Below are 13,528 nucleotides of genomic sequence, written 5' to 3'. Positions count from 1 at the left end.
TTGCGCGGTTTTCGTCCCCGCTCAAGGAATCTGTTGTTGATGAATCAGCCCGCCACCAAAGTCCTGGTCATTGGTTATGTCTGGCCGGAACCGCGCTCCTCGGCCGCCGGCGGGCATATGATGCAGATTCTCGAAACTTTTCTTACACAAGGTTGGGATATTACCTTCAGCAGCCCAGCGACCATCGGCGAGCACAAAGCCGACCTGCCGGCACTCGGTATCACCGAGTGCGCCATCGAACTCAATAACAGCAGTTTCGACGACTTTATCCGCGAACTGGCCCCGGACATCGTGCTGTTCGACCGCTTCATGATGGAAGAACAGTTCGGCTGGCGCGTCGAGAAGCACTGCCCCGCAGCGTTGCGGGTGCTGGAAACCTCCGACCTGCAAAGCCTGCGCGACGCACGCCAGCAGCGGCTCAAGGACGACCTCAAGGCGCAACCGGGCAACGATGACTTCAGCGCCTTGTTCGCACCGGGCCTGGAAGACGAGTTCCAGCGCATGGCCGACACTGACCTGGCCAAGCGCGAGATCGCGGCCATCTATCGCTGCGACATCAGCCTGATGATCTCCGACGTGGAAATCCGCCTGCTCACCGAACACTTCAAGGTGCCCGCCGCCCTGCTCCACTGGTGCCCATTGATGCTCGAGCCGCCAACCGAAGCATTCGCCCCCTTTGACGAGCGCGCGCACTTCCTCAGCATCGGCAACTTCCGTCACGCGCCGAACTGGGATGCCGTGCTCTGGATGAAGAACAGTCTGTGGCCGTTGATCCGCCAGCAACTGCCAGGCGCCCAGTTGCATATCTATGGTGCCTACACCCCGCCCAAGGCGACGGCCCTACACAACGCGGCCCAGGGGTTTCATGTGATGAACTGGGCCGAGGATGCCCTGCAAGTGATGACAGCGGCGCGCATCTGCCTGGCGCCGTTGCGCTTCGGTGCGGGGATCAAGGGCAAGCTGGTGGATGCCATGCTCTGCGGCACGCCGAATATCACCACACCGGTCGGCGCCGAAGCCATGGGCGACGAGCAACCGTGGCCGGGGGCAATCGCCCACAGCGCCATGGCGTTGGCCGATGCCGCCGTGAGCCTTTACCAAGACCGCGAACGCTGGACCCAGGCCCAGGAGCACGGGCGCCAACTCCTGGCCCGCCGGTATGACCAAAACATCCACGGCCCCGCGTTGGTGGAATGCCTGGAGCAGTGCCGCAACGACCTCGCCGCCCACCGCCGAAATAATTTCACCGGTAGCATGCTGCGCCACCATGCCCACAAAAGTACGCAATACATGTCGCAGTGGATCGAGGCAAAAAACCGTAACCTTTAGCGCATCGGGAAGCGTGAATATCGTAACTTCGACGTGCCGCCGCTGCGCGGCACGTCACTCGGGGCAGCCCTAAACCTTAACGTCCCCAAACATACCTCACCTCATCCAGCGACACGCCACCACGGACCAGCGTGCGACGGCTGCCAGGCTCTTCTCTTCCGCCGAGCCCCTGATAAAAGCGAACAGCTCTTTCGTTTGCAGATAAAACCCATAAGGTAATATTTTTATAACCTTGATCAAACAAACGGTTTAAACCTGACTCCCACAATTTGGCACCGATTCCTTTACCCCAATACGCTGCCAAAATATAGATAGCCATGACCTCTCCCGACTCCGCTGCGGGCTTGTCTTCATCACGGCAACGGCCCACTGAAATCCAACCGACAACGTTTCCATCCACCTCTGAAACTAAAACGTCAGAGTCTTTGCTTTCGATTGCCTGAGCCCAATAAGCCTCCCTTTTTGGCAATGTCGCAGTCAGCGAGGCCAAAAAATCAGCCGGCATCAGATTCGCATAAGCGTGTTGCCAGCTACTGACATGAACATCAGCAATGCTCTTCGCGTCCTTGGGCAGTGCATCACGAATCATAACCAACTCCTTGTTCGTGTTCTGTTTCAGATAAAACGCTTCTTTGCTCCTAGCGACCATGCCCTCTCGATTAGCACGACGCCTGCTCGTAAACGCTTTTGTTAATAGCACAGGCCAGTGAAATATATTAAGTCGCCGATAACCCAAAACGGCCTTCAGGGATGCTCCAACCAACTTGCCGCTGGCAGCGACAGCACACAAGGGGGCATTATTGCGGAGCGCAACCACAATAAAGCGACGGCAGCATGACCCGAGCAACGCGAATCACCGACCCTTCCTACGAGCTGATGGACGATCACAACGGTCTGTCCATCATCTATCGCCAGCACGGTTTCCCTTGCCCGTTGGTGCGCTGGCATTTCCATAAGGAATACGAGCTGCACCTGATCGTCGCCAGTTCCGGCAAGGTGTTCATCGGCGACTACATCGGCAACTTCTACCCGGAAAGCCTGTTCCTTACCGGCCCCAACCTGCCTCACAACTGGATCAGCCAGGTCGAGGAAGACGAAGTAGTGCCCAAGCGCGACATGCTGGTGAATTTCACCGATGAGCTGCTTGAGAACGGCAGTCACATTTTTACTGAGCTCAAGACCCTCGCGCCGCTACTGGAGCGGGCGCAGTCCGGCATCGAGTTTCGCTGCAAGAAGACCATCGCCCAGGCCATGACACTCATGCAACGCATCGAGGACGCCCAGGGCATGGCGCGCCTGGGGCACTTCTTTATCCTGCTGGACGTGTTGAGCGCGTGTGAGGACTACCAACTGCTGTCCGGCGTGACCACGCCGCAACTGGCCGACGAACACAGCATCGACCGCACCAACCGGGCGGTGGACTACATCTTTGCGCATTACGCACGGGAGTTGTCACTGGAGGAAGTGGCCGACTACCTGGGGATGAAACCGACGTATTTCTCGCGGGTGTTCAAGCAGGCCACCGGGCGCACGTTTATCGAATTCGTCAATCGCCTGCGCATCAGCAAATCCTGCGAACTGCTGGCCGATGGCGACAAGGCCGTCACCGATGTGTGCTTCGAGTCGGGGTTCAACAACATTTCCAACTTCAATCGCCGCTTCCAGCAACTTAAAGGCATGACGCCTTCCCACTACCGGCGCCTGGCGGTGCAGCGGCTCACCGAACAGAACCTGGCTTAATCGTTTCGGCTTTTGGTGAGCGAGTACAAAAAAGTATCAGTCCCAGTGCGCCCAAGGATTTGTCACACCCCCCATTTGAGGGCTGTAATCAACGCACACTCTTCCTGGCTCCGCGTGGGAAGACACAACAACAATAACTGTCCTTCTGCAGCCCCTGGGCGCAGAAAAGGAGTGCGCGATGAAGTTCACAGCAAAAACACTGCTTGCCTGTTCTTGCATGACGGCATGCATGACCCTCAGCGCCGTCAGCCTTGGCGCGCAAACCCTGACCATTGCCACCGTCAACAACAGCGACATGATCCGCATGCAAAAGCTCTCGAAGACCTTCGAGGCCGAGCACCCGGACATCAAGTTGAATTGGGTGGTGCTCGAAGAAAACGTCCTGCGCCAACGCTTGACCACCGACATCGCCACCCAGGGCGGGCAGTTCGACGTGTTGACCATCGGCATGTACGAAGCCGCACTCTGGGGCGCCAAGGGCTGGCTGGAACCGATGAAGGACCTGCCGGCGTCCTACGACCTCGACGATGTGTTCCCTTCCGTGCGTGACGGTTTGTCCGTCAAGGGTTCGTTGTACGCCCTACCGTTCTATGCCGAAAGTTCGATCACCTATTACCGCACCGACCTGTTCAAGGACGCCGGGCTGAGCATGCCCGAGCACCCGACCTGGACGCAGATCGGTGAATACGCGGCAAAACTCACCGACAAAACCAAAGAACAATACGGCCTGTGCCTGCGCGGCAAAGCCGGTTGGGGTGAAAACATGGCGCTGATCACCACCCTGGCCAACGGCTATGGCGCGCGCTGGTTCGACGAAAAATGGCAGCCTGAATTCAATGGCCCCGAATGGAAGGACGCGCTGAACTTCTACGTCGACAACATGAAGAAATCCGGCCCGCCGGGCGCTTCGAGCAACGGTTTCAACGAAAACCTCGCCCTGTTCAACAGCGGCAAGTGCGCGATCTGGGTCGACGCCAGCGTGGCCGGCTCGTTCGTCACCGACAAGACCCAAAGCAAGGTGGCGGACCACGTCGGCTTCACCTTCGCCCCCCACGAGAAGACTGACAAAGGCACCTCGTGGCTGTACTCCTGGAGCCTGGCGATCCCGACCAGCTCCAAAGCCAAGGACGCCGCCAAGCTGTTCACCAGTTGGGCGACTTCCAAGGAATACGGCGCCCTGGTTGCCAAGACCGACGGCATCGCCAACGTCCCACCAGGGACGCGCAAGTCGACCTACAGCGACGCGTACATGCAGGCCGCGCCGTTCGCCAAGGTCACCCTGGAATCGCTGAAAGTCGCCGACCCGACCCAACCGACGCTCAAGCCGGTGCCGTATATCGGTATCCAACTGGTGACCATTCCTGAGTTCCAGGCGATCGGTACCCAGGTCGGCAAGTTCTTCTCGGGTGCGCTGACCGGTCAGCAAACCGTGGATCAAGCCTTGAGCGCCGCGCAGACCACCACCGAGCGTGAAATGAAGCGGGCCGGTTATCCCAAGTAACCCCCGATTCTGTAGGAGCGAGCTTGCTCGCGAAAAAGGTACATCCGACGCCGACATGCGCCTGAAATACCTTCGCGAGCAAGCTCGCTCCTACAGGAGTTTTGCGCACCTGCCTCTAATCGGTCTTGATCACCATGAATACAACACGCAAAAGCCGCCTGGCCAACCCCGGCTGGTTTCTCGTCAGCCCCTCGGTAGCCTTGCTGCTACTGTGGATGATCGTGCCGCTGGGCATGACCCTGTACTTTTCGCTGATCCGCTACAACCTGCTCTACCCCGGCGAAAACCAGTTCGTGGGGCTGGAGAACTTCACCTACTTCATCACCGATTCGGGCTTCCTGCCCGGCGCCACCAATACCCTGTTGCTGGTGGGCAGCGTGCTGCTGATCAGCGTGGTGTTCGGCGTATTGATCAGCGCCCTGCTGGAGGCCAGTGAGTTCTTCGGCCGCGGCCTGGTGCGGGTGTTGTTGATCTCGCCGTTCTTCATCATGCCCACCGTCGGTGCGCTGATCTGGAAGAACCTGATTTTCCACCCGGTGTCGGGGATTCTCGCCGCCGTGTGGAAGCTGTTCGGCGCGCAGCCGGTGGATTGGCTGGCGCATTACCCACTGCTGTCGATCATCATCATCGTCTCGTGGCAATGGCTGCCCTTCGCGATCCTGCTGCTGATGACCGCCATGCAGTCCCTCGACCAGGAACAAAAGGAAGCCGCACGCCTGGACGGCGCCGGCGCCATCGCGATCTTCTGGCACCTGACCCTGCCCCACCTGGCGCGCCCGATTGCCGTGGTGGTGATGATCGAAACGATCTTCCTGCTCTCGGTGTTCGCCGAAATCTTCACCACCACCAACGGCGGCCCCGGCTACGCCTCGACCAACCTCGCCTACCTGATCTACAACCAGGCGCTGGTGCAGTTCGATGTGGGCATGGCCTCGGCCGGCGGCTTGATTGCCGTGGTCATCGCCAACATCGCGGCGATCATCCTGGTGCGGATGATCGGCAAAAACCTGACTGACAAGCCTTGAGGGCCGCGCCATGACGCTTCAACAATCCCGCCGCCTGCAAAGCCTGCTGCTCGGCACCCTGGCCTGGGCCATCGCGATCCTGATCTTCTTCCCGATCTTCTGGATGGTGCTGACCAGCTTCAAGACCGAGATCGACGCGTTCGCCACGCCGCCGCAGTTCATCTTCACGCCGACGCTGGAGAACTACCTGCACATCAACGAACGCAGCAACTACTTCAGCTACGCGTGGAACTCGGTGCTGATTTCGTTCAGCGCCACCGCCTTGTGCCTGCTGATCTCGGTGCCGGCGGCCTACTCCATGGCGTTCTACGAGACCCAACGCACCAAGGGCACCCTGCTGTGGATGCTGTCGACCAAGATGCTGCCACCGGTGGGCGTATTGATGCCGATCTACCTGCTGGCCAAGAGCTTTGGCCTGCTGGATACGCGTATCGCGCTGATCATCATCTACACCCTGATCAACCTGCCGATCGTGGTGTGGATGGTTTACACCTACTTCAAGGACATCCCCAAAGACATCCTCGAAGCCGCCCGCCTGGACGGCGCCACCCTGTGGCAGGAGATGGTCCGCGTGCTGCTGCCGATCGCCAAGGGCGGGCTGGCGTCCACGGTGCTGCTGTCGCTGATCCTGTGCTGGAACGAGGCGTTCTGGTCGCTGAACCTGACCTCGTCGACTGCCGCGCCGCTGACCGCGCTGATCGCCTCCTACTCCAGTCCCGAAGGCTTGTTCTGGGCCAAATTGTCGGCCGTGTCGACCCTGGCCTGCGCGCCGATCCTGATTTTTGGCTGGATCAGCCAGAAACAGCTGGTGCGCGGGTTGTCCTTCGGCGCCGTGAAATAACGACTTCTCTCTAACAAAAACGAATTCAGAAGCGGAGGCCCATCCCATGGCCAACCTGAAAATCAAGAATCTGCAAAAAGGCTTCGAAGGCTTTTCCATCATCAAGGGCATCGACCTGGAAGTGAACGACAAGGAGTTCGTGGTCTTCGTCGGCCCGTCGGGTTGCGGTAAATCCACGCTGCTGCGGCTGATCGCCGGCCTGGAAGAAGTCAGCGAAGGCACCATTGAGCTCGATGGCCGCGACATCACCGAAGTCACCCCGGCCAAGCGCGACCTGGCGATGGTGTTCCAGACCTACGCGCTGTACCCGCACATGAGCGTGCGCAAGAACATGTCGTTTGCCCTCGACCTGGCCGGCGTCGACAAAAAGCTGGTAGAGAGCAAAGTCAGCGAAGCGGCGCGCATCCTCGAACTGGGCCCACTGCTGGAGCGCAAGCCCAAGCAGCTGTCCGGCGGCCAACGCCAGCGCGTGGCGATCGGCCGGGCGATTGTGCGCAACCCGAAGATCTTCCTGTTCGACGAACCGCTGTCCAACCTCGACGCTGCGCTGCGCGTGCAGATGCGCCTGGAACTGGCGCGCCTGCATAAAGAGCTGCAAGCAACCATGATCTACGTGACCCACGACCAGGTCGAAGCCATGACCCTGGCCGACAAAGTGGTGGTGCTCAACAGCGGCCGCATCGAGCAGGTCGGCTCGCCACTGGAGCTGTATCACCAGCCGGCCAACCTGTTTGTCGCGGGCTTTCTCGGCACGCCGAAAATGGGCTTCCTCAAGGGCAAGGTCACGCGGGTCGAGGGCCAGGGCTGCGACGTGCAACTGGACGCCGGCAGCTTGATCAGCCTGCCGCTGAGCGGCGCCACCTTGAGCGTGGGCAGCGCGGTGACCCTGGGCATTCGCCCGGAACACCTGGAGATCGCCGCGCCGGGCCAGGCCGGCCTGACCGTCACCGCCGACGTCGGCGAGCGCCTGGGCAGCGACACCTTCTGCCACGTCATCACCGCCAACGGCGAGCCGCTGACCATGCGGATTCGCGGCGACATGGCCAGCCAGTATGGCGAGACGCTGCACCTGCACCTGGACCCGGCGCACTGCCACCTGTTCGACACCGACGGCGTGGCCGTCACCCGCCCACTGCGCGCCGCCGCCTGATTTCGCGAGAGTTATGATGAAACTGAATAAACACAACCTCACCCAATTGGCGCCGGAAGTGAAAATCCCGACCTACGCCATTGCCGATACCCGCCAGGGCATCGCCCATATCGGCGTCGGCGGTTTCCACCGCGCGCACCAGGCGTATTACACCGATGCGCTGATGAATACCGGCGAGGGCCTGGACTGGAGCATTTGCGGCATCGGCCTGCGCAGCGAGGACCGCAAGGCCCGCGACGACCTGGCCGGCCAGGACTACCTGTTCACCCTGTATGAACTGGGCGACAGCGACGACACCGAAGTGCGCGTGATCGGCTCGATCAGCGACATGCTGCTGGCCGAGGACAGCGCCCAGGGGCTGATCGACAAACTGGCCAGCCCGCACATCCGCATCGTCTCGCTGACCATCACCGAAGGCGGCTACTGCATCGACGACAGCAACGGCGAGTTCATGGCCCACCTGCCGCAGATCCAGCACGACCTGGCACACCCGCAGGCGCCGAAAACCGTGTTCGGCTTTATCTGCGCCGCACTGACCCAACGTCGCGCCGCCGGCACGCCGGCATTTACCGTGATGTCCTGCGATAACCTGCCGCACAACGGCGCCGTCACGCGCAAGGCCCTGCTGGCCTTCGCCGCCCTGCACGACGCCGAACTGCATGACTGGATCCAGGCCAACGTGACGTTCCCGAACGCCATGGTCGACCGCATCACGCCGATGACCAGTACCGCGCATCGCCTGCAATTGCACGATGAGCACGGCATCGACGATGCCTGGCCGGTGGTGTGCGAGCCGTTTGTGCAATGGGTGCTGGAAGACCGCTTCGTCAACGGCCGCCCGGCCTGGGAAAAGGTCGGCGTGCAGTTCACCGATGACGTCACGCCCTATGAAGAAATGAAGATCGGCCTGCTCAACGGCAGCCACCTGGCCCTGACTTACCTGGGGTTTCTCAAGGGGTATCGGTTCGTTCACGAGACCATGAATGACCCGTTGTTCGTCGCGTACATGCGCGCCTACATGGACCTGGACGTCACGCCGAACCTGGCGCCGGTGCCGGGCATCGACCTCACGCAGTACAAGCAGACCCTGGTCGATCGCTTCTCCAACCAGGCGATTGCCGACCAGTTGGAGCGCGTGTGTTCCGATGGCTCGTCGAAGTTTCCCAAGTTCACCGTGCCAACGATCAATCGCCTGATTGCCGATGGGCGTGAGACCGAGCGCGCAGCGTTGGTGGTGGCCGCGTGGGCGTTGTACCTCAAGGGTGTCGACGAGACTGGCGCGGCCTACAAAATTCCCGACCCGCGTGCCGAGTTTTGCCAGGGACTGGTGAGTGACGATGCGCGGATCAGTCAGCGCCTGCTCGGCGTGGAGGAGATTTTCGGCACAGCTATTCCCAAGTCGGCTGAGTTTGTGGCAGCGTTCGAGCGGTGCTATGCGAGCCTGCGCGACAACGGCGTCACAAAAACACTGCAGCAACTCCTGAAGAAACCGGTTTAAACCTGTGGGAGGGGGCTTGCCCCCGATAGCGGTGGGTCAGTAAAGAACATTTACACTGAAACACCGCCATCAGGGACAAGCCCCCCTTCCACATTTGAAGCGCATTTACAATCCAACAACAATGCTGAGCAAACCCTCATGACCCAGCAAAACCTGTTCCTCGGCATCGACTGCGGCACCCAAGGCACCAAAGCCATCGTCCTCGACGCCTCCAGCGGCAAGGTGCTGGGCCTGGGCGCCGCGGCACACACACTGATCAGCGGCGCCAACGGCCGGCGCGAGCAGCACACCCAGGAGTGGCTGGACGCCTTTACCGAAGCCACCCACCGCGCCCTGCAACAGGCCGGCGTGGACGGCCAGGATATCCTCGGCATCGGCGTGTCCGGCCAGCAACACGGCCTGGTGTTGCTCGATGACAGCGGCCAGGTGCTGCGCCCGGCCAAGCTGTGGTGCGACACCGAAACCGCCGCCGAAAACGAGCGCCTGTTGCAATACCTGGGGGGCGAAAGCGCTTCGCTGGAGCGTCTCGGCGTCGCGATCGCGCCGGGTTACACCGTGTCCAAACTGCTGTGGACCCGCGAGCAGCACCCCGAGGTGTTCGCGCGCATCGCGCATATCCTGCTGCCCCACGACTACCTCAACTACTGGCTCACCGGCCGCGCCGTCGCGGAATACGGCGATGCCTCGGGCACCGGCTACTTCAACGTGCGCAGCCGTACCTGGGACGTGGCGCTGCTCCAGCACATCGACCCCAGCGGCCGCCTGCAGGCAGCCTTGCCGACGCTGATCGAAGCCGACCAAGCCGTCGGCACGATCCTGCCGGCCATCGCCGAACGCCTGGGCATCAACCCCGACGCCATCGTGTCCAGCGGCGGCGGCGACAACATGATGGGCGCCATCGGCACCGGCAATATCGCCCCCGGCGTGATCACCATGAGCCTGGGTTCATCGGGCACCGTGTATGCCTTCGCCGACCAGCCCAACGTCAGCCCCCAGGCGTCGGTCGCGACCTTCTGTTCCTCCAGCGGCGGCTGGTTGCCGTTGATCTGCACGATGAACCTGACCAACGCGACCGGGGTGATTCGCGAACTGTTCGACCTCGACCTCGACGCCTTCAACGCCCTGGTCGAGCAGGCGCCGATCGGTGCCGACGGCGTGAGCATGCTGCCGTTCCTCAATGGCGAACGCGTGCCCGCCCTGCCCCACGCCACCGGCAGCCTGCATGGCTTGACCATGACCAACCTGACCCGCGCCAACCTGTGTCGCGCGGTGGTCGAGGGCACCACCTTCGGCTTGCGTTACGGCCTTGATCTGTTGCGCCAGACCGGCCTGCACAGCCAGAGCATCCGCCTGATCGGCGGCGGCTCGAAAAGCCCGGTGTGGCGGCAGATGGTTGCCGATATCATGCACACCGAAGTGATCTGCACCGAACAAAGCGAAGCGGCGGCCCTGGGCGCGGCGATCCAGGCGGCGTGGAGCCAGTCCGGCGAGTCCCTGGCCAGCCTGTGCGAAAAATGCGTGAGCGTCGACCCGGCCAGCCGAACCCTGCCGGTGGCCGACAATGTCAGCGCCTATCAACACGCCTACGAGCGCTATCAGCAGCACGTGGCAACCCTTTAAGAGCGAACGACTATGTATCTGGTGTGCGGTGAAGCGCTGTTTGATTTTTTCAGCGAGGACGATCCCAGCGGGCAAGCCTCCAAACTCAATTACAAGGCGATTGCCGGTGGTTCGCCGTTCAACGTCGCCGTCGGTTTACGCCGGCTCGGCATCGAGGCCGCGCTGTTCGGCGGCGTGTCCACCGACTTCCTCGGGCAGCGCTTGTTGCAGGTGCTCAGGGACGAAGGCGTCAACCCGCAGTTCCTGGTGGAATTCGCCGCGCCGACCACCCTGGCGATGGTCGCCGTGGGCGCCGATGGCTCCCCGCAATACAGCTTTCGCGGCGAAGGCTGCGCCGACCGCCAATTGACGCGCGCACACCTGCCAACCCTGGGCGATGAGGTTCGCGGGCTGCATGTGGGTTCGTTCTCCCTGGTGGTGCAACCGATTGGCGACACCCTGCTGGCCCTGGTCCAGCGCGAAAGCGGCAAGCGCTTGATCAGCCTCGACCCCAACGTGCGGCTCAACCCGCAGCCGGATATCCAGCTGTGGCGCGAGCGCGTGGCCGAACTGGTCAAGTACGCCGACCTGATCAAGGTCAGCGATGAAGACCTGCACCTGCTCTACCCCGACCAATCGCCGGAAAGCGTGCTTGAGGGCTGGTTGCAGCACCGCTGCCAGTTGGTCTTCCTCACTCGCGGCGGTAACGGCGCCAGCGTGTTCAGCCGCCAGCACGGGCACTGGTCGCAACCGGCGGTGAAGGTGGTGATGGCCGATACCGTGGGTGCCGGGGACACCTTCCAGGCGGCGTTGATTGCCTGGCTGACCGAGCAGCAACTGGATTCGGTCGAGGGCCTGCAGCAACTGACCCGCGCCCAGATCGACGCGATGCTGGGCTTTGCGATCCGTGCGGCCGCCATGACCTGCGGCAAAACGGGCCCGGACCTGCCCTATCGGCAACAGTTGGGGTGAACAAACGATCACAGGCTGCGGCATTCAGCATGGATTGACGGGTAGCAACAGCATCGGGCCTGGTATTTACCAGGCCCGCAGATCGGTGAAAGCAACGCTCGCTATCTAGTAGTGGCCGCGCCCTGCTGCTCTTTGCAGTGCAGGCCCCTGCGATTGCTTGAGGTCTTCGCGCAACCCGGTGATCAGGTTGCAAATGGCTCGACTGCTGTCGAGTTTGTCAGCATTGATGCCTTTGACTTCCAGATCCACCCGGTCACGGTCACGATCGTCATAGACCTTGATCGTCAACGAGGCATCTTCAGCTTTGGTGCATTCGCACCGTTTAGGCAGGAAACTTCCTTCAATGATACTGCGAAGTTCTAATTCCGAAAGCATGGTCAACCTCTCCTTTCTTGAGACTGCCAATCGATTGTTATAAGTCTTGCAGGCACTCGCCCGCCACGTCCTGCCAACCCTGGAAGACGTTTACAATCAATAAGCCTACTCGGCAAAATCCGTTCTCGTTGTAACCTTTCCTCATAAGCAGTACCCAGTCTTGTATAACTTTGTTCAACTCAAATTCACTCGACGAACATCATCGCCGAACAGCTTCGATTAAACGTTTAACCCTGGGCTTTGCGTTAACCGGCACTGTGTGCTGCGGCTCTTTCAGCAACATGTCGCAAACTATCAAAGTTGATATTGGCCCCTGAGTTGACCGCCACCAGCGTCTGCCCGCGCACGCGGTGTTGCCCCACATAACGGCGAATGCCCGCCACAGCCAAGGCGCCGGACGGCTCGACGATGGAACGCGTATCGTCGTAGATCAGCTTGATGGCGCTGCACAGTTCATCGTTGCTGACCGTGATGACGTCATCCACCCAATCCCGGCAGATCTCAAAGCCATAGGCGCCGATCTGTGCCACCGCCGTGCCATCGGCAAACCCGTCCACACTGGGCAGCACCACGCGTTCACCGGCGCGCAAGGCTGCCAACAGGCAACTCGAGCCTTCGGCTTCGACGCCGACGATGCGTACCTCGGGCCGCAGGTACTTGACGTAGGCGGCGATCCCGCCGATCAGGCCGCCACCGCCCACCGGCACGAAGATCGCGTCCAGCGCGCCCTGCTGCTGGCGCAGGATTTCCATGCCCACCGTGCCTTGGCCGGCGATCACGTCCGGATCGTCGAACGGCGAGACAAACGTACAACCGCAGGCTTCGGCCAGTTGCAACGCATGGGCCAGGGCAAACGGAAAGCTCTCACCGTGCAGCACCGCTTGCGCCCCTCGCGAGCGCACACCCAGCACCTTCAACTCCGGCGTGCTGCACGGCATGACGATCGTGGCCTTGATCCCCAATTCCCGCGCCGCCAGCGCTACGCCTTGCGCATGGTTGCCGGCCGACGCGGTGATCACGCCGCAGGCCTTCTGCTCGGCGCTGAGTTGCATCAGCTTGTTGTAGGCGCCACGGATCTTGAAGGAAAAGGTCGGCTGCAGATCTTCGCGCTTGAGCAACACCTGGTTGTCGAGCAACAGCGACAGCGCCGGGGCGACCTGCAAGGGGGTTCGCACGGCCAAATCGTAGACCGGCGCGGCGAGGATCTTTTTGACGTAGTGCTCAAGCAGTCCCGAGACAGCGGTAGATGGGACGGGGCAAGTGCTCATGGGAGTCTCCTGGCTTGGGTAAGGGCACCTGGAGACGGAAAAACAAAACCCGCCTCTAGGGCGGGTTTGGGTGCAGCCGAGCGCTATCCCGCCAAATGAGGAATGGCGGTAATAATAATTGGCTGGCAACGCAGGGTTTGAAATGTCATGTCACGAAATTACCCGGCGGTGGCCGGTCAAGTCAATGGCAAGGGGCCATTTCGCTGACGGGGCTTTACGATGAATATACG

Annotated in this window: 12 protein-coding genes; 9 read left to right on the top strand and 3 right to left on the bottom strand. The window is 61.2% G+C overall.

The features are described from left to right. Nucleotides 1-39: 39 nt before the first annotated feature. Nucleotides 40-1,329, top strand: coding sequence for a glycosyltransferase (locus LQ249_RS13655; protein ID WP_057005252.1), 1,290 nt, complete (start codon nucleotides 40-42; stop codon nucleotides 1,327-1,329). A 76-nt stretch (nucleotides 1,330-1,405) separates the two neighbouring features. Here the strand turns inward: LQ249_RS13655 and LQ249_RS13650 are convergent, their stop codons facing one another. After that, nucleotides 1,406-1,918 carry a GNAT family N-acetyltransferase gene (locus LQ249_RS13650; RefSeq protein ID WP_026140209.1) on the bottom strand — a complete coding sequence of 171 codons (513 nt, stop codon included), beginning with the start codon at nucleotides 1,916-1,918 and terminating at the stop codon, nucleotides 1,406-1,408. A gap of 245 nt (nucleotides 1,919-2,163) precedes the next feature. Between LQ249_RS13650 and LQ249_RS13645 the strand changes: the two genes are divergently transcribed. The 8 genes from LQ249_RS13645 to LQ249_RS13610 all read left to right on the top strand — a co-directional run bounded on the left by LQ249_RS13645 (nucleotide 2,164) and on the right by LQ249_RS13610 (nucleotide 11,655). After that, nucleotides 2,164-3,069: an AraC family transcriptional regulator gene (locus LQ249_RS13645; RefSeq protein ID WP_017848432.1), complete on the top strand. Its 906-nt coding sequence runs from the start codon at nucleotides 2,164-2,166 to the stop codon at nucleotides 3,067-3,069. A gap of 178 nt (nucleotides 3,070-3,247) precedes the next feature. Continuing rightward, a complete protein-coding gene (locus tag LQ249_RS13640) occupies nucleotides 3,248-4,570 on the top strand; it encodes an ABC transporter substrate-binding protein (RefSeq protein WP_046383192.1) in 1,323 nt (440 codons plus the stop codon). Nucleotides 4,571-4,704: 134 nt separating this feature from the next. Next, nucleotides 4,705-5,595: a carbohydrate ABC transporter permease gene (locus LQ249_RS13635; RefSeq protein ID WP_046385260.1), complete on the top strand. Its 891-nt coding sequence runs from the start codon at nucleotides 4,705-4,707 to the stop codon at nucleotides 5,593-5,595. A 10-nt stretch (nucleotides 5,596-5,605) separates the two neighbouring features. Beyond that, on the top strand, nucleotides 5,606-6,436 hold the full coding sequence (locus LQ249_RS13630; protein WP_012723930.1) for a carbohydrate ABC transporter permease: 831 nt from the start codon (nucleotides 5,606-5,608) through the stop codon (nucleotides 6,434-6,436). A gap of 46 nt (nucleotides 6,437-6,482) precedes the next feature. Beyond that, on the top strand, nucleotides 6,483-7,586 hold the full coding sequence (locus LQ249_RS13625) for an ABC transporter ATP-binding protein (RefSeq protein WP_046383191.1): 1,104 nt from the start codon (nucleotides 6,483-6,485) through the stop codon (nucleotides 7,584-7,586). Nucleotides 7,587-7,602: 16 nt separating this feature from the next. Beyond that, the gene (locus LQ249_RS13620) at nucleotides 7,603-9,084 is read left to right on the top strand and encodes a mannitol dehydrogenase family protein (RefSeq protein ID WP_232566543.1); all 1,482 of its coding nucleotides are present in this window, start codon (nucleotides 7,603-7,605) and stop codon (nucleotides 9,082-9,084) included. Nucleotides 9,085-9,222: 138 nt separating this feature from the next. Continuing rightward, complete coding sequence (gene xylB, locus LQ249_RS13615) at nucleotides 9,223-10,704, top strand: xylulokinase (protein WP_046383189.1); 1,482 nt, start codon at nucleotides 9,223-9,225, stop codon at nucleotides 10,702-10,704. 12 nt (nucleotides 10,705-10,716) lie between these two features. Next, complete coding sequence (locus LQ249_RS13610) at nucleotides 10,717-11,655, top strand: carbohydrate kinase family protein (protein ID WP_046383188.1); 939 nt, start codon at nucleotides 10,717-10,719, stop codon at nucleotides 11,653-11,655. Between the two features lie 105 nt (nucleotides 11,656-11,760). On the opposite strand, the gene LQ249_RS13605 is transcribed toward LQ249_RS13610, so the two are convergent. Together LQ249_RS13605 and ilvA are read right to left on the bottom strand one after the other, a co-directional pair. After that, nucleotides 11,761-12,030, bottom strand: coding sequence for a DUF1652 domain-containing protein (locus LQ249_RS13605; RefSeq protein ID WP_017848424.1), 270 nt, complete (start codon nucleotides 12,028-12,030; stop codon nucleotides 11,761-11,763). 245 nt (nucleotides 12,031-12,275) lie between these two features. Next, entirely contained in the window at nucleotides 12,276-13,298 is a 1,023-nt protein-coding gene (gene ilvA / locus LQ249_RS13600) for a threonine ammonia-lyase, biosynthetic (RefSeq protein WP_079443655.1), read from the bottom strand. Nucleotides 13,299-13,528: the final 230 nt, after the last annotated feature.

Origin of the sequence: Pseudomonas sp. 7-41, from assembly GCF_021233075.1 — a bacterium.
Classification (GTDB): domain Bacteria; phylum Pseudomonadota; class Gammaproteobacteria; order Pseudomonadales; family Pseudomonadaceae; genus Aquipseudomonas; species Aquipseudomonas veronii.
Note: the sequence above shows the minus strand (reverse complement) of the source record. Positions and strands in the feature narration are given on the sequence as shown.